Raw genomic sequence first — 20,913 nt, 5'->3', positions numbered from 1 at the left:
CGTAGAAACCTACGGATTCCGTCGTGGGAGCGCCGCACCCCGGGACCGGACCGGTCCCGGGGTGCGGCACGTCACACTGCGGGCGGTCAGCCCAGGTCGCCCGTGGCCGTGCGCTCGGCCAGGCGGACCAGGGTGCGCACGGCCGAGCCGGTGCCGCCCTTGGGGGTGTAGCCGTGCGGCGCGCCCTCGTGGAAGGCCGGGCCGGCGATGTCGAGGTGGGCCCAGGTGATGCCCTCGCCGACGAACTCCTGCAGGAAGAGGCCGGCGACCAGGCCGCCGCCCATGCGGACGCCCATGTTCGCGATGTCGGCGGTGGGGGAGTCCATGGTCTTGCGCAGCTCGGCGGGGAGCGGCATCGGCCAGGAGGACTCGCCGACCTCCTCCGCGATCTCGTGGATCGAGGTGCGGAAGGCGTCGTCGTTCGCCATGATCCCGAAGGTGCGGTCGCCGAGGGCCAGCACCATGGCGCCGGTCAGGGTGGCGACGTCGACGATCGCGTCCGGGTTGTCCTCGGAGGCCTTGGTCAGCGCGTCGCCCAGGACCAGGCGGCCCTCGGCGTCGGTGTTCAGGACCTCGACGGTCTTGCCGCTGTACATGCGGAGCACGTCGCCCGGCTTGGTGGCGGAGCCCGACGGCATGTTCTCGGCGAGCGCGAGCCAGCCGGTGACGTTGACCTTCAGGCCCAGCTTCGCCGCGGCGACGACGGAGGCGAACACGGCGGCGGCGCCGGCCATGTCGCACTTCATCGTCTCGTTGTGGCCGGCCGGCTTCAGGGAGATGCCGCCCGAGTCGTAGGTGATGCCCTTGCCGACGAAGGCCAGGGTCTTCTCCGCCTTGGGGTGGGTGTAGGTGAGCTTCACCAGGCGCGGCGGGTTCTCGGAGCCCTTGCCGACGCCCATGATGCCGCCGTAGCCGCCCTTGACCAGGGCCTTCTCGTCCAGCACCTGGACCTTGACGCCGTTCTCCTTCGCGGCCGCGGAGGCGACCGCGGCGAAGGCCTCGGGGGTCAGGTCGTTCGGCGGGGTGTTCACCAGGTCGCGGGCGACGTTGACCTCGGTGGCGACGACCACGGCCCGCTCGACCGCGGCCTTGTGCTCCTTGTCGCGCGGCTTGGCGCCCAGCAGGGCCACCTCGGCGAGCGGCTGCTTCGGGCCGGAGTTCTTGCCGTTGCCGGCCTTCTTCTCGCCGCCCTGGTAGGCGGTGAAGGCGTACGCGCCGAGCAGCGCGCCCTCGGCCACCGCGGTCACGGCGGAGGCGTCGTCGAGGGGCAGGGCGAAGGCGGCCTTCTTGGTGCCGTGCAGGGCGCGGGCGGCGGCACCGGCGGCGCGGCGCAGCACCTCCTCGTCGAACGACTCTGCCTTCTCGGGCACGGAGCCGAGGCCCACCGCGAGCACGACCGGGACCTTGAGGCCCGCCGGGGCCGGCAGCTTGGTGACCTCGCCTTCGGCGCCCGAGGCGCCGAGCGCGTCGAGCACACCGGCGAGCTTGCCGTCGAACGCCTTGTCTACGGCCTCGGCGCCGGCGGCGACGACCGGGCCCTTGGGGCCCTTCGCGACACCGACGACGAGAGCGTCGGCGCGCAGCGTCGCGGCACCGGCAGTGCTGAGAGTCAGAGCAGTCACGGTGGTGAAGTCTCGCTTCCGTTTGTGTGTGTGGGCCGAGTGGGTGGACGGCCATCCGTAGCGATCGTATTCGGGGCCCGACGGCCGCCGGGAACGAGCCTACGCGCACCCACTCGTCCGTACGCCACTCGAAGGTTTGGCAGGGTGTTCGATCAGACGGTCATCAGGTTCACCCATCTGTGGACTCTGCCCCAGGTTTGCCCCGCGGACCTCACGAGGTCCGTAAGACTCGGCGCACTCTCGCAAGGGGACGCGGGGTTCCTTTGCATGATTTCCACAGAGCCTCCCACGGCCCGGCACACCGCCTGGGGCCGCGTCGAGGGACGCCTGCGGGGGGAAAGGCCGAAATGGTCAACAAGAACCGGATGAACAGGCTGGCCGCCGTCATGGCGGCGGCCGCCCTGGTGTCCGTGGCAGTACCCGTCGCGACCGCCACGGCGGCCGTGACACCACCGCGGATCGACCTCAAGGTGCTCGTCGTCGACGACGGCGGCAGCTCGGTCGAGGCGATCACCGCGGAGCTCCGGGACACCGGGGTGCCCTACACCCGCGTGCAGCTGGGCAGCGCGGGCCGCCCGGTCATCAACGCGGCGTTCCTCAGCGACACCGTCGACGGCCGGCCGCGCGCCAAGTACCAGGGCGTCGTCCTGCCGAACGAGAACCCGTTCGGCGAGGGCTCCGCCGAGATGGCCGCGCTCGCCTCCTACGAGACGACGTACGGGATCCGCCAGGTCGACGCCTACACCTGGGCGCACCCGGGCGTCGGGCTGGAGTACACCGACAACGGCGGCTTCAGCGGGCAGCTCGACGGCACCCAGGCCGCGGTCACCGCCGCCGGCAAGGCCGGCCCGTTCGGCTACCTCGGCGGGCAGGTCACCTTCGAGGACAACTCCGCCCTCGTCCCCGAGAGCTACGGGTTCATGGGCAAGCCGCGCCCCGGCTACACCAGCTACGTCGACGCGCCCGTCGGCTCCGGCCGGGCCTCCCTGGTCGGCGAGTACACCCACGACGGCCGCAGCGAGCTGGTCGTCACCTTCGGCTACAACCAGCACCAGCAGCAGTTCCGGCTGCTCGCCCGCGGCATCGTCGACTGGCTGACCCAGGGCGTGCACCTCGGCCAGAGCCGCAACTACTTCGCCGTCCACGTCGACGACGTCTTCGCGCCCGACGCCCGCTGGAACAAGGAGCTCAACTGCACGCCGGGCGACTACGCCTGCGCGGGCGGCGAGGGCAAGGAGAGCACCATCCGGATGACCGCCGCCGACGCCGTGTACGCGGCGCAGTGGCAGACGTCGAAGGACTTCAAGCTCGACATGCTCTTCAACGGCGGCGCCGGCGAGGAGTGGAAGGCCGAGAACGGCGGGGTCGACGCGCTGACCGCCCAGCTCGTCGCCGACCGGGCCAAGTACCGTTGGATGAACCACACCTACACCCACCCGTTCCTCGGCTGCGTCCAGAACACCGCCGTCACCCCGTGGACGTGTACGAAGAACGCCCAGGGCGCGATCCAGTACATGAGCCGCGCCGAGATCTCCGCCCAGATCCGCGACAACAACAACTGGGCCGCGTCCAAGGGGATCACCCTCGACAGGACCGAACTCGTCACCGGTGAGCACTCCGGCCTGAAGACGGCCCCGCAGCAGCCCGTGGACAACCCCAACCTGGCCGGCGCCCTCGCCGACAACGGGGTCAAGTGGGCCGGCAGCGACAACTCCCGCGAGCCGGCGCAGCGGGCGATCGGCTCCACCCTCACCGTCCCCCGCCACCCGATGAACGTCTACTACAACACCGGCACCAACGCCGAGATGGCCGACGAGTACAACTGGATCTACACCAGCCGCGCCCACGGCGGCAGCGGCGTCTGCGAGGACAACCCGGCGACCTCCACCTGCCTGCCGGCCCCGCTCGACGTCAACACCGGCTACCTGAACTACATCGTCCCGGCCGAGGCCCGCACCGCCCTGCGCCACGTCCTCGCCAACGACCCCCGCCCGCACTACGTCCACCAGTCCAACCTCGCCGAGGACCGCACCCTCTACCCGGTGCTCAACCAGGTCCTCGACACCTACCGGGGCCTGTACGCCCCCAGCGCGCCGATCGTCAACCAGTCCATGAAGGACACCGGCGTCGAGCTCCAGCGCCGTGCCGCCTGGGACAAGGCCCTGGCCGACGGCAAGGTCACCGCCTACCGCATCGGCAAGGACGTCACCATCAAGGCGCCGTCCGGGGTCGTCGCCCCCGTGACCGCACCCAACGGCACCAAGAAGCAGATGCTGCTCGGCACGGCGGACTTCGGCTCCGCCTACGCCGGCAACCGCTCCGCCTGGACCGCCCCCGAGCTGCTGCAGAGCGCCGTCACGCTCAAGCTGCCCAGCTGACCCACCCGCATCACCTCACCACCGGTACCACCTACCGCCGGCGCTCCGCATCCATCGGGCGCCGGCCCCTTTTCCGTCCTGGGGGGACACACCGCATGAGTCATGGGCGTCATGTCACCATGCTCACCGAAGGCACCTATCCACACGTCCACGGGGGCGTCAGCACCTGGTGCGACCAACTCGTCCGCGGCATGCCCGAGGTCGACTTCAACGTCATAGCCCTGACCGGCTCCGGCCGTGAGCCGGTCACCTGGGAACTGCCCCGCAACGTCTACCGGCACACCGCCGTCCCGCTCTGGGGCCCGGCCCCGCCGCGGGCCCGCCGGGGCCACCGGCTGCGCGGCAGGGCCCGCCGCCGCTTCACCGACGTGTACGAGAGCCTGCTGCTCTGCCTGCTCGACCCCACGGGCGACTCCGCCCGCCACGACTTCTCCACGGCACTGCGCGAACTGGCCGTCCTGGCCCGGGCCGGGAAACTCGTACCAGCCCTTCGTTCAGAATCGGTTCTGCGCCTGCTGATGAACGTCTGGACCCGCCCCGGCCTCAGCACCGCCGAGGCCGCGCCCACCATCCACGACGCGCTCACCGCCACCGACCTGCTGGAGCACGCACTGCGCCCGCTCAGCGTGCGCATCCCGCCCGACAGCGTCGCCCACGCCGTCAGCAGCGGCCTCGCCACGCTCCCCGCGCTCGCCGCGAAACACCTCGACGGAGTGCCCTTCCTGCTCACCGAACACGGCATCTACCTGCGCGAGCGCTACCTCGGCTACCGCACCGCCGAACAGCGCTGGCCCGTCAAGGCCCTCATGCTCGGCTTCTACCGCGAGCTCAACACCGAGGGCTACCGCCAGGCCGACCTGATCACCCCCTGCAACCAGTACAACCGGCGCTGGGAGGAACGCGGCGGCGCCGACTCGACCCGGATCCGCACCGTCTACAACGGCGTCGACCCCCACGCCTTCCCCGAGGCCGGACCCGAACCCGACGTCCCCACCCTCAGCTGGTGCGGCCGCATCGACCCGATCAAGGACCTCGAAACCCTGATCCGGGCCTACGCGTTCATGCGCCGGGAGATGCCCGCCCTGCGGCTGCGCCTCTTCGGGCCCGTCCCGGCCGGTTGCGAGGAGTACCGGCTGCGCCTGGAGAAACTCGCCGCCGAACTCGGCGTGACCGACGGCATCACCTACGAAGGACGCATCGACGACGTGGCCCGAGCCTACGCCGCCGGCTCCGTGGTGATGCTCTCCAGCATCAGCGAGGGCTTCCCCTTCAGCATCATCGAAGCCATGTCCTGCGGCCGCACCACCGTCTCCACCGACGTCGGCGGCGTCCGCGAGGCCGTCGGCGACACCGGCCTGGTCGTCCCGCCCCGCGAGCCCGAGACCATGGCCCGCGCCACGCTCGCCCTGCTCCGCGACGACGAACGCCGCGCGGAACTGGGCCGCATGTCCAGGCGGCGGGTCGTGGAGAAGTTCACCCTCCACCAGTCCGTCGACGGCTTCCGGCACATCTACCGCGAACTCGCCGGCCAGCCCGTCCTGCCCGTCCACGACGGCGACGCCTGGACCCAGCGGCTCGGCGACCCCTGGTACCGCGAACTGGCCGCCATGGGACGCCCCCGGACCGAATCCGGCGAAGGAGGCCCGTGGTGAGCGGATCCCTGTGGCTAAAGCCGCCCGGCGCCTCCTCCGGCACCCTGCCGGCCGTTCCCCGGCCGCGCACCGGCGACACCGACCCCGGCCCCGCCGCCGACCCCCTGGACGAACTCGCCGAACGGCTCGACGTGTTCATCGCGGCCGCCGTCCACCCCGACGAGATCGCCGCCGTCCTCGAATCCGACGGCATGACCGACGAGTACATCCGGCTCACCTACGGCCGCCAGGACTCCTTCGGACTCGCCGAGGAACTCTACGCCCGGGTGCCCCGCTCCTTCCCGGAGCCGGGCCCCGCCCCCGACCCCTGGAGGGTGTCCCTCACCGCCTGCCTGCTGCGCGGGGTGATCTTCGCCCTGCCCGGCCTGGCCTACCTCCTGGGTGCCCCCCTCCTCGAAGGCCCCAAGGACCGCCTCGGCCTCCCCGCCGGCACGCTCACCCTGCTCGCCGGAGCCCTCATCGGCTGGGTCTGGGACCAGACCCTCTCCCACCGCGCCTACTCCTGGCTCGGGCTCGGCGAGCGGGCCGCCGCCGGACGGACCCTGCTCGTCGGCGCGCCCGTCGGCGCCCTGCTGGGCACCGCCGCCGCACTGACCGTGCCCGGCGGCCCTCCCTTCTCCTACGCCTTCGCCGCCGGGCAGGCCTGCTACGTGGGAGCCGCCACCGTCCTGCTGGTCCTCGGCCGGGAACGGGTCCTGCTCGCCGCGCTCGCCCCGATGGCCGCCGGATCCGTCCTCGTCCTCTTCGCCGACCTGCCCGTGCCCGTCCGGGTCGCCCTGCTGCTGGTCTCCCTGTGCGCCGCCTGCGGCCTCGCCCTGCGGGAGCTCCCGGTGGCCGCGGGGTGCCGGGCCGTCGCGCGCCGGATCCGCGGCCGCACCGCACGCCGGCCCGGGAAGGGTCCCGTGCGCTGGCGGATGCTGCGCGGAGCGGAGGAGGAGTACACGGCACGCGGGCCCCGGCTCGGGGACTCGGTGCCCTTCGGGGTGTTCGGCCTGGGCACCGGCCTGCTCGTGCTCTACGCCGCTCTCGGGGAAGTGCTCGCCGGAGGCCCCGCCGAAGCGGTCGCCGCCCCCTCGGCGGTCGCCCTCACCCTCAGCATGGGCCCCGCCGAATGGCTGCTCCACCGCTTCCGCAGCGGCAGCCTCTCCGGGCTGCGGGGCGCCCGCTCGCCCGGCGCCTTCCGCAGGCGCATGCTCGGCACCCTGGCCCGCTGCCTCACCCTCTACCTGGCGGTGCTGCTGGTCCTCGGGCTCACCGGAACCCTCCTGTGGCCCGGCGCCCCCGGCCTCACCGGGGTCCGCATCGCCACCCTCCTGCTGCTCGGCGCCGTCATGTGGAGCGGACTGCTCCTGCAGTCCTTCGGCGCGGTCCGGCCCGCGGCCGTCGTCTGCGCCTCGGCCGCCGTCGTCCAGAGCCTGGCCCTGCTCGCCGGAGTGGGCCAGCCCCGCGTCGTGCAGCTCGCCGTCGCCGGCACCGCCGCGGCCGCCCTGGCCGTGCTCGTCTGCCTGTTCCTCGGCCGCGCGACCGCCCACCGATGACGCACGAGAAGAAGGACCCCATGCTGCTGGTGCCCCTCTACGAGCATCCCGCCGACCGGCCCGAGGCCTGGGAGCGGCTCATCCGCTCCGCCGACCGGCTCCACTCGGTCGTGCTCAACCCCGGCAACGGGCCCGGCTCCGCCCCCGACGAAAGGTTCGCGCACGTCGCCGAACGGCTGCGGGACGCCGGTGTGCCCGTACTCGGCTACGCCGACACCGACTACGGGCGGCGCCCCCACGCCGCGGTGGTGCAGGACCTCCTGCACCACCGCGACTGGTACGCCACCGAAGGGGCCTTCCTCGACCAGGCCTCCGCCGACCCCGAACTGCTCCCGCACTACGGGCGGCTCGCCGTGGCCGCCCGCGCCGCGGGAGCCCGCACCCTCGTCCTCAACCACGGGGTCCACCCGCACCCCGGCTACGCGCGGCTCGCCGACCTCCTCGTCACCTTCGAGGGCCCCTGGGACGCCTACCGCGAGGCCGAGTCGGTGCCCTCCTGGACGGCCGACCACCCCGCCCGGCGCTTCTGCCACCTCGTGTACGCGGTCCCGCCGGGCGCACTCGCCGCCCGGCTCGCCGGGGAACTCGCCGCCGAACGCGGCGCCGGCGTGCACTGCGCCGTCCCCGGCACCGGCCCGCACCCCTGGGGAACCCTCCCGTACGCCCTGGAGGAGGCGGGATGAGGAAGCTCGCCCTGCTGCTGGCACTGCCCCTGCTGCTGCTCGCGGCGTGCACGTCCGCACCGGACGACGACGGCGACGACGAGCCCGTCCGCTGGCCGGAACTGGCCCCCGGACAGCGCTGGCAGCCACCCCCGGGGACGGCCTGGCAATGGCAGCTCACGGGCCGGCTCGACACCTCGGTGAAGGCCCCGGTCTACGACGTGGACGGCTTCAACACCACGAAGGAGCAGGTCGCGACGCTGAAGAAGGCCGGGCGCAAGACGATCTGCTACCTCTCCACCGGCGCCTGGGAGGACTTCCGGCCCGACGCGGGCGCCTTCCCCCGGGACCTCCTCGGCAAGGGCAACGGCTGGGAGGGGGAGCGCTGGCTGGACATCCGGCGGGTGAAGGAACTGGAACCGCTGATGGCGAAGCGGATGGACATGTGCCGGGAGAAGGGCTTCGACGCCGTCGAGCCGGACAACATGGACGGCTACGCCAACCCGACCGGCTTCCCGCTCACCGCCGACGACCAGCTGCGCTACAACCGGCTGATCGCACGACTCGCGCACGACCGCGGGATGGCGGTCGGCCTCAAGAACGACCTCGACCAGATCCCCCAGCTCGTCGGCGACTTCGACTTCGCGGTCAACGAGCAGTGCGCGCAGTACGACGAGTGCGAGCGGCTGACCCCCTTCATCGAGGCGGGCAAGGCCGTCTTCCACGCCGAGTACGAGCTGTCGACCTCGCGCTTCTGCGCGAAGTCGCGTGCCGCGAAGCTCAGCTCGATCCAGAAGCGCTACGACCTCGACGCGTGGCGCAAAACCTGCCCGTAGCCAAGTCCAGCCGGACCCGCGCCTCAAACGCCGGCGAGGCTGGATGTGCCGGCTAGGCCCACGGCAGGACGGCGTGGACGCGGTAGCCGCCGCCGAAGCGGGGGCCCGCGAAGCAGGAGCCGCCGAGGGCGCCCGTCCGCTCCCGCATGCCGAGCAGACCGTGTCCGCCGCCCGCGTCCCCGGGCTCCGGCACCTCGGCCGCCGCACCGCCGTCGTCGAGCACGGTGACCTCCACCGACGGCCCGACCCGGACCACACTCACCTCGGCCCGCGCCCCCGACCCCGCGTGCTTGCGCACGTTGGTCAGCGCCTCCTGGATCACCCGGTACGCCGCCAGGTCCACCGCCGCCGGCAGCGCTCCCGGCTCCCCGTCCAGCTGGAGGATGACCTCCACCGGCAGACCGGCGTGCCGGAAGGTGTCCACCAGCTCGTCCAGGACCGCGAGCCCCGGCGCCGGCTCCGTCGGCGCCTCCGGGTCGCCGGACTGCCTCAGCAGCCCGACCGTCGCCCGCAGCTCGTTCAGCGCCGACCGGCTGGCGTCCCGTACGTGGGCCAGGGCCTCCTTGGCCTGGTCCGGGCGCTTGTCCATGACGTGCGCCGCCACCCCGGCCTGCACGTTGACCAGGGCGATGTGGTGCGCCACCACGTCGTGCAGGTCCCGGGCGATCCGCAGCCGCTCCTCGGCGACCCGCCGCCGCGCCTCCTCGTCCCGGGTGCGCTCGGCCCGCTCCGCCCGCTCCCGTATGGCGTCGACGAAGGCCCGCCGGCTGCGCACCGCGTCCCCGGCGGCCGCGGCCATGCCGGTCCAGGCGAAGATCCCGATGTTCTCCTGCGCGTACCAGGGCAGCGGTCCCGCGAGCATCGCGACACCGGTCAGCCCGGCCATCGTCAGCAGCCCGATCCGCCAGGTCGTGGGCCGGTCGGTGCGCGCGGCAACCGTGTACAGGGCGATCACCGTGCACATGACGACGGGGGCCCTCGGCTCGCCGGTGGTCAGCTCCAGCAGCGACAGGCCGCAGGTCACCGCCAGCACGGTGCGCGGACGCCGGCGCCGGAAGATCAGGGCGGCCGCGCCCAGCAGCATCAGCACCAGCGAGAACGGATCGGGGGTGCGGGTCCCGAAGGTGGGCCCGTGGGGGCCGTGCGGATCGGCGAAGGAGCCCACGACCATGGAGACGAGAGCCCCGAAGCCCAGCACGGCGTCGGTGGCCAGCGGATGCGCCCGCATCCACTGCCGGGTGGGCGCGAACGGCCCGAGGTCTGTCGTCACCCGGATACGGTACGGCCTCCCGGGGCGGACGGGAGCCCGGCCGCAGGGCGGGGGCCTCAGCCGCAGGGCGGGGGTCTCGGCCGGGTGAGCGGGGCCACAGCCCGGGGGAGCGGGGTCTCAGCCCGGGGAAGGGGGGCGGGCCGCCCGGGCCCGGGTGCGTACCGGGCCCCACTGGGCCCGCACCACGCAGACCACCATGACCGCGGCGATGGCCGCCAGGTGCTCCTTGCCCGCCAGGTTGTTCTTGACCAGCACCTCGCCGATCATCGCCAGGACCACCAGGGCGCCCGTCAGGTACGCCCGGTAGCGCCAGCACACGTACATGGCGAGGCCGACGACCGCCGCCGACGGGCCGGTGTCGTTGACGATCCGGTCGGACAGCGGCAGCCCGAAGGGGTGCTCCGGGCCGAGGGCGAGCCCGATCCGCGCGTACGAGGTGCCGGCGAGGGTGGCGAGGTAGCCGACGAGCAGGGTCCGCCACCAGCCGATGCAGATCTCCGCGATGCCGAACACCAGCAGCATCTGCGCGAGCGCCCCCCACACGGGCAGGTCCAGCGCCGGGACGAACAGCGAGAGGGGGGTGCGCAGCAGGGCCAGCCAGAAGGGGTCGGCGGCCTTCACCGACCCCAGGTCCTGCACCGGCTGGAAGCCCCACGAGGTGTTCTGCACGATCTGGAAGAGCGTGGTCAGGCAGACCGCGCCCAGGGTCATCGGGACGGCCCGCCATCGTTCGCGGGTGAGTGCCTCCCGGACGGTCCGGAACATGGGGCCCCACTCACGGCGGGCGAACCGCCGCAGTGGGGTGGTGCTCCACGTTGTCAACGGCGGGTCTCCAGGTGTCTGCGGTGCAGCCACTTCGGAAGGCCGGGGGCCTCCAGGAAGCCCTCGGCCCGGCCCGCGGCGATGCCGATCCGCAGCAGGTCCGAACTCTTCTCGAAGAGCATGAACCGCGGTTCCCAGATCGGCCGGTATTTGGCGTTCGCCCGGTAGAGGGACTCGATCTGCCACCAGCGGGAGAAGAAGCTCAGCAGCGAACGCCACATCCGCAACACCGGGCCGGCGCCCAGCCGGGAGCCGCGTTCGAAGACCGACCGGAACATCGCGAAGTTCAGCGAGACCTGGGTGACCCCGATCTCCTTGGAGCGTTCGAGGAGTTCGATGACCATGAACTCCATCAGGCCGTTCTCGGAGTCGCGGTCGCGGCGCATCAGGTCCAGGGACAGCCCCTTCGGGCCCCACGGCACGAACGACAGCACGGCGCGCAGGTCGCCCTCGCCGTCGGTGCACTCCAGCATCACGCACTGCCCGTCGGCGGGGTCGCCCAGCCGGCCCAGCGCCATCGAGAAGCCGCGCTCGGTGGCGCCGTCGCGCCAGTCGTCGGCGCGCCGCACCAGCTCGGCCATCTCGTCCGCCGGGATGTCGGCGTGCCGGCGGATGCGGACGGTGTACCCGGCCCGCTTGACCCGGTTGTACGCCTGCCGGACGGTCCGCATGGCGCGGCCCTCCAGGGTGAACTCGGCGGTCTCCACGATCGCCTCGTCGCCCAGCTCCAGGGCGTCCAGGCCGTGCCGGGCGTAGATCTGCCCGGCCTCCTCGCTCGCCCCCATCACGGCGGGCACCCAGCCGTGCTCGCGGGCCTCGGCCAGCCACGGGTCGATGGCGCCGGGCCAGGCCTCCGGGTCGCCGATCGGGTCGCCGGAGGCCAGCGAGACCCCGCCGACCACCCGGTAGGTGACGGCGGCCTTGCCGGTGGGGGACCAGATGACGGACTTCTCGCGGCGCAGCGCGAAGTAGCCGAGGGAGTCGCGGTCGCCCTGCCGGGCCAGCAGCGCCCGCAGCCGCTCCTCGTCCTCCTCGCTGATCGGGTCGACGGCCCGGCGCGAGCGGAAGGCCGCGAACAGCACGGCGAGGAGCAGCAGCATCGACATGACGTTGATGGAGACGTCCACCCAGCCGGGGGTGGTGATCGACGCGTAGGCCCGGTCGTCCGGGGCCAGGGTGATCAGCCGCATCACGCCGTACTTCCAGCGCGCCGGGAAGGACACGTCGGCGCTGTTCGGGGCGGTGTTGGCGGCGCCCACGAGCAGGGCGGCGATCAGCGAGGTGACCAGCAGGCCCACGGCGGCCACGGCGGTCGCGAGGGCCGGGTTGGAGCGGTCGCCCCGGGCGTAGAACTCACGGCGGCCCAGCAGCAGGGCGCCGGTGAAGGCGGCGGTCAGGGCCAGGGAGACCCAGTTCTGCGGGTGCTCGCGGATCTCCTCGTAGGCGAAGAGCGCGTAGGCGAGCAGCAGCGCGAGCAGGCCGCTCAGGACGAGGTTCAGGATCCAGGAGGCCCGCTTGCGTCGGCCGAGGGTGACGGCCAGCAGCAGCGTGAACAGCCCGGAGGCGAAGCCGGCCGTGAGCATGTACGGGGTGTAGAAGTCCTCGACGTTGTGGCGCCGCAGGTCCTGCCCGAGCGAAACCCACACCGCGCTGAGGAAGTTGATGAAGGTGACGACGCGCAGGTACCACACCGCGAACGCGGCGCCGCGCCGTGACCGGGTGCTGCCCCGGCCGGTGTCCCGGCCGGCCCCCGCCGCCTTGCCGGCGGCATCGCCGGGCTCTTTCCTTCCGGATGACGGACCGGGCGCCTGTGCGGCGATGCGGTCGGTCTCTGCGCTGGTCAAACGGACCTCTCCCATAAAAAGCGATCATATGGGGCGCAGCTGTCCGTCCTTGTGCGGTCGGGGACCACGGCCTGGTCAGGGCCGCGGTCCCCGGCGGCTCATTCCGTCGGCTCCTGCGACGCCCGTACCGGCAGCTCCGCCGCGAGCGCGGCAGCCGCCTGGACGAGGGGAAGAGCCAGCAATGCCCCGGTACCTTCACCTACTGTGACGCCGTGATCGAGCACCGGGTTGAGCGCCATTCGGTCAAGTGCCTTCGCCTGGCCCGGCTCGCCGCTGGCCTGTCCGGCCAGCCACCAGTCCGGAGCCCGGAACGCGGCCCGCTGCGCCACCAGCCCGCACGCGGCCGAAACCACACCGTCGAGGATGACCGGCGTACGGCGCACCGCACACTGGAGGAGGAATCCGGTGATCGCGGCGACGTCCGCGCCCCCGACCGCGGCCAGCAGCGCGATCTGGTCACCGAGGACCGGGCGGGCCCGGCGCAGCGCGTCCCGGATCGCCGCGCACTTGCGCATCCACGCCAGGTCGTCGATGGGCAGCCCGCCGCGGCCGGTGACCACCGAGGCGTCCGTTCCGCACAGGGCGGCGACCAGGGTCGCGGCGACCGTGGTACCGCCGACGCTGAGGTCCCCCAGCACGACCAGGTCCGTGCCCGAGTCGGCCTCCTCGTCGGCGATCCGGATGCCGAGCAGCAGCGCCTCGCGGGCCTCCTCGACCGTCAGCGCGTCCTCGACGTCGATCCGCCCGCTGCCGCGCCGCACCCGGTGGGCCACCACGTCCGCGGGAAGCAGCTCGGGATCGCAGTCCAGCCCCGCGTCGACGATCCGTATCGTCGCGCCGAACCGGCCGGCCAGCACCGACACCGGGCTGGTCCCGTCGAGCACGGCCCGCACCAGCTCGTGCCCGGTGGAGGCGGCCCGGACGGAGACGCCCCGGGAGGCGATCCCGTGGTCGGCGGCGAACAGCACCACACGGGGCCGCTCGATGGGGGTGACCGGAACCCGCCCCTGCGCGGCGGCCAGCCACTCGGCGAGATCGTCCAGCCGTCCCAGTGCCCCGGGCGGCACGGCGAGGCGCTCGCGGCGGTCCTCGGCGTCACGCCGGACGCCCCCGTCGGGGCGCTCGATCAGATCGGAGAAGTCGTCGAGATTCAGCGTGGTCATCTGCCAGAGAGTACAGCCGGTGAACCCCTCCCTCGGGCCCCGTCCCGCCCGCTCCCGCGGGCCCGGCGGCCGGGCGGCGCGGCGGCCCGCCGGGACCGGTCCGGTCAGGGCCTGAGCACCGTCGCCTGGCCCGCCACCACGAGCAGCACGTGCTCGCACTCGCCCGCGACCCGCGCGTTCAGCCGCCCCAGCTCGTCGCGGAAGCGGCGCCCCGACGGGGTCGCCGGGACGACGCCCGAGCCGACCTCGTTGCTGACCAGCACCACGTGCCGGCCGGTCGCGCGGACCGCCGCGACCAGGGCGGCGGTCCGCTCGGCCAGGTCGCGCCGGCCACTGCGCTCCCAGACCTCGTCGTCCCACGCCCCGGCCCGGTCCATGGCGTCCGTGAGCCACAGGGCCAGGCAGTCGATCAGCAGCGGCGGCCCGTCCTGCGCCAGCAGCGGCACCAGCTCGCAGGTCTCCACCGTCCGCCAGCTCGCCGGCCTGCGCTCCCGGTGCAGACCCACCCGCCGGGCCCACTCGGGATCCCCGTCCCGGGTGCCGCCGGTGGCCACGTACTCCACCTCGGGGAAGGCCTCCAGACGGCGCTCGGCCTCCACCGACTTGCCCGAGCGGGCCCCGCCCAGCACCAGCGTGCGGCGCGGCAGGTCCGGCACCGCGTGGTACTCCCCGACGACGACGGTGGTCCCGTCCGGTACCGCCCGCGCCCCCGCGGCCGCGCACCGGCGCTCCAGCTCGCGGCCGGGCGGGGTGTCGTGGTCCAGGTGCACGGCGATCACGTCCGTGGCCGGGCCGACCGCACCGCTCGCCCGCAGCCGGGCCAGCCCCTCGGGCCGGCCGAGCACATCGGCGAGCACCATGTCGTACGGGCGCCGCGCGGGCCCGCCGTTCGTGCCGGCCGGGGCCCCGCCGGGCGGCAGGTAGAGCACCCGACCGCCGTCCGGGCCGGTCACCTCGTACCCGGTGCCCGGCGCGTCCATCGGCACCGCCCGCACCCGGTGCCCCGAGATCACCGAGAGCTCCTGCCCGTCCGGCACCCGCCCGGCGGTGGGCAGGCCCGGTGGCAGTTCCACCACGGGCCCGTCGTGCGGATGCGTCAGCAGGACCTGCCGCACACCGGCCAGGGAATGGCCGGCCCGGGCGCCCGCCAAGACCGCTCCGGGAGTGAGGTCGAGCAGCAGGGCCCCGTCCACGAGGACGGCGGTCGCCGCGCGCGAGGCCGCCCCGACGGAGACGGCGCAGGCCGCGCAGGGGCAGCCGGGACGGGGCAGGCCCTCGGGTGTACCGGTGCCGAGCAGAGTGAGTTCCACAGGATGATCCTCCCGCGTGGCGGAGACTGCTGCGCGCCTGGTTACTCTGCGGGCAGACTCAGGGCAGGAAGCGTGCGAGCAACGGAGGCTGAGATGGCGTGGACGTGGCGGTTCGAGACGGCCGACGGCAGTGAGACGAGCCCGTCGGTGGTGCCCGAGGAGTTCACGACGCAGGGTGACGCGGAATCCTGGATCGGCGAGTACTGGAAGGACCTGCTGGAGGGCGGCACCGAGCAGGTGAAGCTGTCCGACGACAGCGGGGCCGAGCTCTACACGATGAGCCTGCGCGACGCGCTGGAGGCGTAGCCGTCCACCGCCGCGGACCGGCAGGCCCGCGGCGCGACGGGGAAGGGGCGGTACGGGGAGTGCTCCCCGTACCGCCCCTTCCGCGTTCCCCGGCCCGTGGACCCGTGGATCCTCGGGTGTGCCGGCTTACTGGCCCCGGACGCCGCACAGGTGCAGCAGCGCGGCCACGCCCCGGTAGGGGTCGGTCCGGCCGGCCCGGTCCTCGGCGGCCAGCAGCCGTTCCAGTTCCCCGTCGGGCGGGAGCGCCCCGCCCGCCTCGGTCCCGTCGGTGAAGACCCGCACCCCGTACCAGGAGTGCAGCGGCGCACCGATCCCCGACAGCGTGGCCGTCAGCCCCGCCAGCCGGTCGGCGCGCACCTCCAGCCCCAGCCGGTTCGTGTAGTCGACGCTGTCGAAGGCCGCCAGCGCGCCCTTCCAGTCCCCGTCGAGGCCCGGCCGCATGGCGAGCGCGTCGCCGTTGCGCACCAGCAGGGACAGCAGACCGCCGGGGGCCAGCATCCGGGCCAGCCCGGCGAGCATGGCGTCCGGTTCCGGCACGTACATGAGCACCCCGTGGCACAGCACCACGTCGAAGCTGCCGGGCAGGAAGTGCGCGCCGGTCTCGCGGCCGTCGCCCTCCATCAGGCGGACCCGGTCGCGGATCCCCTCCGGCTCACCGGCGAGCGCCTCCTGGGCGACCGCCAGCATCCCGGGATCCTGCTCCAGCCCGGTCACCTTGTGCCCGGCGCGGGCCAGCCGCAGCGCCTGCGTCCCCTGGCCCATGCCCACGTCGAGTACCCGCAGCCGCTGCCCCACGGGGAAGCGCTGCGCGATCTGCTCGTCGACCTGCCGGCCCACGAGCTCCTGACGGACCGCGTTGCGCAGTCCGCCCAGGCCCTCGAGCCACAGGCGTGCCCCCTCGGCGAAGCCTTCCCCCGACGCGCCGGGCGCCCCTCCGGTCAGGGCCGTTCCCCGCGCTTGACCTGGGGCTTCGGCAGGCGCAGCCGGCGCATCTGCAGGGTGCGCATCAGGCCGTACGCGACGGCGCCGCGGCGCGGCTCGTCCGGGAAGCGCTCGTTGAGCGCCTTGCGCAGGCGGAAGACCAGACCGATGGAGTCCAGGATGATCAGCGCGATCACGCCGAGCCACAGGAGCAGCGCGATGTTCTGGATCGTCGGCTGCCGCACCATGCTGAGGACGAGGATGACCACGGCCAGCGGCAGGAACATCTCGGCGACCGAGAAGCGCGAGTCGACGAAGTCGCGGACGTACCTGCGGACGGGGCCCTTGTCCCTGGCCGGCAGGTAGCGCTCGTCGCCGTTGGCCAGCGCCTCGCGCTGCTTGGCCATCTCCACACGGCGCCGCTCGCGGGCGCGCTTCGCGTCCTCCTTGCGGTTGCCGGTCGAGGCCACGACGGCCTTGCGCTGCGACTGGGCCACAGCACGCTTCGGCGTCGGGCGGCCCTTCGGGGCCTGCGGGTCACGGGGCTGCGAGAGGTCGGCGCTCACCTTGTCGGTGGCGGCGGCCTTCTCTTCCTTGGAGGAGCGGCTACCAAACACAAAACCCAAGCCTACGTGGTCGAGGGCACGGGCCCCACCCCCGCGGGGAACGATCCGGCAACGGCGGGCGTCCTTCCCTGTGCACGGTGCGTACGGGGCCCACCCCCCGCACGGTCCGGGGCCCACCTACTCCTCACGCCTGACACGGCGGGGGAGCAGTCGTCCTGGAGGAGGAGCGCATCCGGCCTCGAACAGTGCGGTAATGGATGCAGGGCCCGTACTGTGGGACCTGTCGGTGACCTGGAGCACAGTCCGTCTAGAAGGGGGCGCGCGAAGCCCATGAGCGGTGTCATGAAGCGTATGGGGATGATCTTCCGCGCGAAGGCGAACAAGGCCCTTGACCGGGCCGAGGACCCGCGCGAGACCCTCGACTACTCGTACCAGAAGCAGCTCGAGCTGCTGCAGAAGGTGCGCCGCGGCGTCGCCGACGTGGCGACCTCCCGCAAGCGCCTCGAACTGCAGCTGAACCAGCTGCAGGGGCAGTCCGCGAAGCTCGAGGACCAGGGCCGCAAGGCCCTCGCCCTGGGCCGCGAGGACCTCGCCCGTGAGGCCCTCTCCCGTCGCGCCTCGCTCCAGCAGCAGGTCAGCGACCTGGAGGTGCAGCACCAGACCCTCCAGGGCGAGGAGGAGAAGCTGACCCTGGCCGCCCAGCGGCTCCAGGCGAAGGTGGACGCCTTCCGCACGAAGAAGGAGACCATCAAGGCCACCTACACCGCGGCCCAGGCCCAGACCCGGATCGCGGAGTCCTTCTCCGGCATCTCCGAGGAGATGAGCGACGTCGGCCTCGCCATCCAGCGGGCCGAGGACAAGACCGCCCAGCTGCAGGCCCGCGCCGGAGCCATCGACGAGCTGCTCGCCTCCGGCGCCCTCGACGACCAGAGCGGACTCGGCTCCAAGGACGACATCCAGGCCGAGCTGGACCGCCTCTCGGGCGGGACCGACGTGGAGCTGGAGCTCCAGCGCATGAAGGCGGAGCTCGCCGGCGGCCCGTCCGCCCAGCAGCAGGCCATCGAGGGCGGCGCCCAGGGCAACGCCCAGCAGCCGCAGACCCAGCACCGGTTCGACAAGCAGTAGGAACGGGGCCGTCATGATCGTCCGCATCATGGGGGAGGGCCAGGTGGAAGTGGCCGACGGCCACTTCGCCGAGCTCAACACGCTCGACGACGAACTGCTCAAGGAGATGGAGTCCGGGGACGAGGCCGGCTTCCGGCGGACGCTGGGCGCGCTCCTCGACGCCGTACGACGCCTCGGCACTCCGCTCCCGGACGACGCCCTGGAGCCGTCCGAGCTGATCCTGCCCGGTCCCGACGCCGGCCTCGACGAGGTCCGGGAGATGCTCAGCGACGACGGCCTGATCCCGGGCTGAGACGCCGCACCGGTACGACGTCTCACCGGTACGCGGGCCCACCCGACGGCGCACCGACACGACGGGCCCTCCCCCGGGCAGGGGGAGGGCCCGTCGCCGTGCTGTGCCGCGCCGTCAGTCCCCCTCCACCGGAGGTTTCTCCAGCGACACCCGCTGCGGGTCGGGGGCGCCGCCGATGAAGTCCTCGAACCTGCGCCGTCTCCGGGTCCAGCGCCGGTCGTGGTGGAAGGCCCGCAGCCCGGCCCTGGCCCGGGCGCGCGGCCGGTTCGCGTAGAACCTCTTCGCGTACGGGGACCCGGGCCGGGCCAGCCGGATCGCGCCGACCAGCGCCACGAAGGGCACCACCACCCCGAAGAGGGCGGTGCGCGCCTTGCCCTTCCACAGGGCGATCAGGGCCAGGCAGAAGTTGCCCGCCGCGTTCATCACCACCAGGCCCCGGCTCTGCCGCTCCTCGGGGGTCAGGTCGTTCACGCCGAACGGCACGAACCCGCCCAGCACCAGTGCCACCAGCGCGGCCGTCACCACCACGATCTCGACGCTCTTGCGGCCCTGCTCGCTCCAGTAGACGTCGTCGAGGTGCAGGATCAGCGCGAACTCGTCCAGCACCAGACCCGCCCCCAGGCCGAAGATGACGGCCGAGAGGGCCGCTCCGAAGCTGTTGCGGGCGCTCCCGATGGCACCGAACCCCCCGATGATCACGAGGATCACGCCCGGGACCACGTGGTGGATGTGCAGCCCGCCCGGGGTGACGTTCTTGAAGGGGCCGCGACCCGCCCGGATCATGCGGGTGATCACCCGGGTGACCAGGAACGACGTCACGAAGGAGACCAGGGCCAGCAGCATGGGGAGCTTTCCCGGCTCCATGATGTTCCGGTACCACCAGTGACCCATCCCACTGACTCCCTATTTGGCAGGTAATGGGTAATTTACCGCCCGCTCGGAGCGGGTAGCGTTCGCGCCGATGACAGATTCGTTCGACGATCCGCCCCCGACGCCGCCCGCGGAACGCGCCTCCCTCCCCGACGGCGTCCGCTTCGCCTTCGGCACCCTCACCGTCCTGCCCGCGCGGATCACCCGCTGGGACCGCCCCGCCGCCCGCACCGGCATGGCCTGCGCCCCGCTCGCCGGGCTCGCCGTCGGCGTGCTCTCCGCCCTCCCCGGGGTCCTCCTGCTCCTCCTCGGATCGGGCCCGCTGCTCGCCGCCGCCGTCACCGCCGCCGCACCCGCGGCCCTCACCCGGGGCCTGCACCTGGACGGACTGGCCGACACCGCGGACGGCCTGGGCAGCGCCAAGCCCGCCGGCGACGCCCTGCGCATCATGAAGAAGTCCGACATCGGCCCCTTCGGCGTCATCGCCCTGGTGCTCGCCCTGCTGCTGCAGACCGCCGCCCTGTCCGAGCTGTACGCCGAGAGCTGGGTCCACGGGGCCCTGGCCGCCGTCACCGCCGCCGTGACCGCCCGCCTCGCCATGACCCTCGCCTCCCGCGACGGCGTGCCCGCCGCCCGCCCCGAGGGCCTCGGCGCGGCCGTCGCCGGGGTCGTCCCCCGGCGCGTGGCCGCCGTCCTCGCCGCCGTGACCGCCGTCGCCGCCGCGGCCGCGGCGCTCCCGCTGGGCCTGCCCGCCGCGGTCCGTGCCGCGGCCGCCGTCCTGGTCGCCCTGGTCGCCGCGGAGCTGCTCCTGCGGCGCTGCGTGCGCCGCTTCGACGGGGTCACCGGCGACGTGTTCGGCGCCCTGGCCGAGGTGTCCGCCACGACCGCGCTGATCGTCCTCACCCTCGGCTGACCCTCCACCGCCCGGCCGCCGCCGCGGGGGCCCGCGTACCCTCGGCGCGTGGACCACACTCCGGCGGACCTGCCGCCCACCGTGCCGATCAGGGTGCTGCTCGCCGACGACCAGGCCCTGCTGCGCAGCGCCTTCCGGGTGCTCGTCGACTCCGAACCCGACATGGAGGTCGTGGGCGAGGCCTGCGACGGGGCGCAGGCCTTCGCCGTCGCCCGGCAGGAGCGGCCCGACGTGGTCCTCATGGACATCCGGATGCCGGGCACCGACGGGCTCGCGGCCACCCGCATGATCAGCGCGGACCCCGAACTCTCCGCCGTCCGCGTGGTGATGCTGACCACCTTCGAGGTCGACGAGTACGTGGTCTCCGCGCTGCGGGCGGGCGCCTCCGGCTTCCTCGGCAAGGGCGCCGAGCCCGACGAGCTGCTCAACGCCATCCGGGTCGCCGCCGCCGGCGAGGCACTCCTCTCACCGGCCGCCACCAAGGGGCTCATCGCCACCTTCCTCGCCCAGGGCGGTGGCGCCGGACCGGCCGCCCCGGCGGGCACGGACGGCCTGCACGCCGAGCGGCTCGCCGCGCTGACCGGCCGCGAGCGCGAGGTCCTCGTCCACGTGGCGGCCGGCCTGTCCAACGACGGGATCGCCGCACGGCTCGAGGTCAGCCCGCTCACCGTCAAGACCCACGTGAACCGGGCCATGGCCAAGCTGGGCGCCCGCGACCGGGCGCAATTGGTGGTCATCGCCTACGAATCGGGACTCGTCCGGCCGCGGCTGGAGCAGCCCGGTACGGCGCCGGAGTAGCACCGCGTACTACGGACGCGGTATG

The 20,913-nt window shown here is 73.4% G+C and carries 19 protein-coding genes; 10 read left to right on the top strand and 9 right to left on the bottom strand.

The genetic code is table 11. The annotated features are described in order from the left end of the window. Positions 1-86: 86 nt before the first annotated feature. Entirely contained in the window at positions 87-1,622 is a 1,536-nt protein-coding gene (locus tag ACPU2J_RS10045; RefSeq protein WP_361607577.1) for a leucyl aminopeptidase, read from the bottom strand. Between the two features lie 347 nt (positions 1,623-1,969). Here ACPU2J_RS10045 and ACPU2J_RS10040 point away from each other — a divergent pair, with 347 nt between their 5' ends. The 5 genes from ACPU2J_RS10040 to ACPU2J_RS10020 all read left to right on the top strand — a co-directional run bounded on the left by ACPU2J_RS10040 (position 1,970) and on the right by ACPU2J_RS10020 (position 8,688). Next, entirely contained in the window at positions 1,970-4,000 is a 2,031-nt protein-coding gene (locus ACPU2J_RS10040) for a hypothetical protein (RefSeq protein ID WP_420081014.1), read from the top strand. Between the two features lie 95 nt (positions 4,001-4,095). Continuing rightward, positions 4,096-5,652 (top strand): GT4 family glycosyltransferase PelF, encoded by a 1,557-nt coding sequence (gene pelF / locus ACPU2J_RS10035; RefSeq protein WP_361607583.1) that lies wholly within the window; start codon positions 4,096-4,098, stop codon positions 5,650-5,652. Then, complete coding sequence (locus ACPU2J_RS10030; RefSeq protein ID WP_420081015.1) at positions 5,649-7,190, top strand: hypothetical protein; 1,542 nt, start codon at positions 5,649-5,651, stop codon at positions 7,188-7,190. Before pelF ends, ACPU2J_RS10030 begins: the two co-directional genes overlap by 4 nt. Further along, positions 7,187-7,873 carry a spherulation-specific family 4 protein gene (locus ACPU2J_RS10025; RefSeq protein WP_423833096.1) on the top strand — a complete coding sequence of 229 codons (687 nt, stop codon included), beginning with the start codon at positions 7,187-7,189 and terminating at the stop codon, positions 7,871-7,873. The genes ACPU2J_RS10030 and ACPU2J_RS10025 overlap by 4 nt, the downstream gene beginning before the upstream one ends. After that, positions 7,870-8,688, top strand: a complete 819-nt coding sequence (locus ACPU2J_RS10020; RefSeq protein ID WP_399314035.1) for an endo alpha-1,4 polygalactosaminidase — start codon at positions 7,870-7,872, stop codon at positions 8,686-8,688. The genes ACPU2J_RS10025 and ACPU2J_RS10020 overlap by 4 nt, the downstream gene beginning before the upstream one ends. A 52-nt stretch (positions 8,689-8,740) precedes the next feature. Here the strand turns inward: ACPU2J_RS10020 and ACPU2J_RS10015 are convergent, their stop codons facing one another. The 5 genes from ACPU2J_RS10015 to ACPU2J_RS09995 form a co-directional block, all read right to left on the bottom strand. After that, a complete protein-coding gene (locus tag ACPU2J_RS10015; protein WP_420082458.1) occupies positions 8,741-9,916 on the bottom strand; it encodes a sensor histidine kinase in 1,176 nt (391 codons plus the stop codon). A gap of 159 nt (positions 9,917-10,075) precedes the next feature. After that, complete coding sequence (locus tag ACPU2J_RS10010) at positions 10,076-10,723, bottom strand: hypothetical protein (RefSeq protein ID WP_389078939.1); 648 nt, start codon at positions 10,721-10,723, stop codon at positions 10,076-10,078. Positions 10,724-10,776: 53 nt separating this feature from the next. Then, positions 10,777-12,639, bottom strand: a complete 1,863-nt coding sequence (locus ACPU2J_RS10005; RefSeq protein WP_361595222.1) for a phosphatidylglycerol lysyltransferase domain-containing protein — start codon at positions 12,637-12,639, stop codon at positions 10,777-10,779. An 83-nt stretch (positions 12,640-12,722) separates the two neighbouring features. After that, positions 12,723-13,787: a nicotinate-nucleotide--dimethylbenzimidazole phosphoribosyltransferase gene (cobT, locus tag ACPU2J_RS10000; protein ID WP_361595220.1), complete on the bottom strand. Its 1,065-nt coding sequence runs from the start codon at positions 13,785-13,787 to the stop codon at positions 12,723-12,725. A 104-nt stretch (positions 13,788-13,891) separates the two neighbouring features. After that, entirely contained in the window at positions 13,892-15,097 is a 1,206-nt protein-coding gene (locus tag ACPU2J_RS09995) for a bifunctional adenosylcobinamide kinase/adenosylcobinamide-phosphate guanylyltransferase (protein ID WP_423833095.1), read from the bottom strand. A 93-nt stretch (positions 15,098-15,190) separates the two neighbouring features. Between ACPU2J_RS09995 and ACPU2J_RS09990 the strand changes: the two genes are divergently transcribed. Beyond that, positions 15,191-15,403, top strand: a complete 213-nt coding sequence (locus ACPU2J_RS09990; protein WP_361595216.1) for a hypothetical protein — start codon at positions 15,191-15,193, stop codon at positions 15,401-15,403. 126 nt (positions 15,404-15,529) lie between these two features. Here ACPU2J_RS09990 and ACPU2J_RS09985 read toward each other — a convergent pair whose 3' ends face one another. Continuing rightward, complete coding sequence (locus ACPU2J_RS09985) at positions 15,530-16,240, bottom strand: class I SAM-dependent methyltransferase (protein ID WP_361595214.1); 711 nt, start codon at positions 16,238-16,240, stop codon at positions 15,530-15,532. A 101-nt stretch (positions 16,241-16,341) separates the two neighbouring features. Next, on the bottom strand, positions 16,342-16,950 hold the full coding sequence (locus ACPU2J_RS09980; RefSeq protein ID WP_361595212.1) for a DUF3043 domain-containing protein: 609 nt from the start codon (positions 16,948-16,950) through the stop codon (positions 16,342-16,344). A gap of 270 nt (positions 16,951-17,220) precedes the next feature. On the opposite strand from ACPU2J_RS09980, the gene ACPU2J_RS09975 reads away from it, so the two are divergent. Together ACPU2J_RS09975 and pspAA are read left to right on the top strand one after the other, a co-directional pair. Then, entirely contained in the window at positions 17,221-18,015 is a 795-nt protein-coding gene (locus ACPU2J_RS09975) for a PspA/IM30 family protein (protein WP_078658699.1), read from the top strand. A gap of 13 nt (positions 18,016-18,028) precedes the next feature. After that, the gene (gene pspAA, locus ACPU2J_RS09970; protein ID WP_361595210.1) at positions 18,029-18,307 is read left to right on the top strand and encodes a PspA-associated protein PspAA; all 279 of its coding nucleotides are present in this window, start codon (positions 18,029-18,031) and stop codon (positions 18,305-18,307) included. Positions 18,308-18,421: 114 nt separating this feature from the next. Here pspAA and ACPU2J_RS09965 read toward each other — a convergent pair whose 3' ends face one another. Continuing rightward, a complete protein-coding gene (locus ACPU2J_RS09965) occupies positions 18,422-19,198 on the bottom strand; it encodes a hypothetical protein (RefSeq protein WP_365135257.1) in 777 nt (258 codons plus the stop codon). 70 nt (positions 19,199-19,268) lie between these two features. On the opposite strand from ACPU2J_RS09965, the gene ACPU2J_RS09960 reads away from it, so the two are divergent. Both ACPU2J_RS09960 and ACPU2J_RS09955 read left to right on the top strand, forming a co-directional pair. Continuing rightward, positions 19,269-20,090, top strand: coding sequence for an adenosylcobinamide-GDP ribazoletransferase (locus ACPU2J_RS09960; RefSeq protein WP_420081018.1), 822 nt, complete (start codon positions 19,269-19,271; stop codon positions 20,088-20,090). An 81-nt stretch (positions 20,091-20,171) separates the two neighbouring features. Continuing rightward, entirely contained in the window at positions 20,172-20,888 is a 717-nt protein-coding gene (locus ACPU2J_RS09955; protein WP_420082459.1) for a response regulator, read from the top strand. Positions 20,889-20,913: the final 25 nt, after the last annotated feature.

It is taken from the genome of Streptomyces manipurensis, from assembly GCF_049570255.1.
GTDB classification, from domain to species: domain Bacteria; phylum Actinomycetota; class Actinomycetes; order Streptomycetales; family Streptomycetaceae; genus Streptomyces; species Streptomyces manipurensis.
This window is presented reverse-complemented; position numbering and strand designations above follow the sequence as displayed.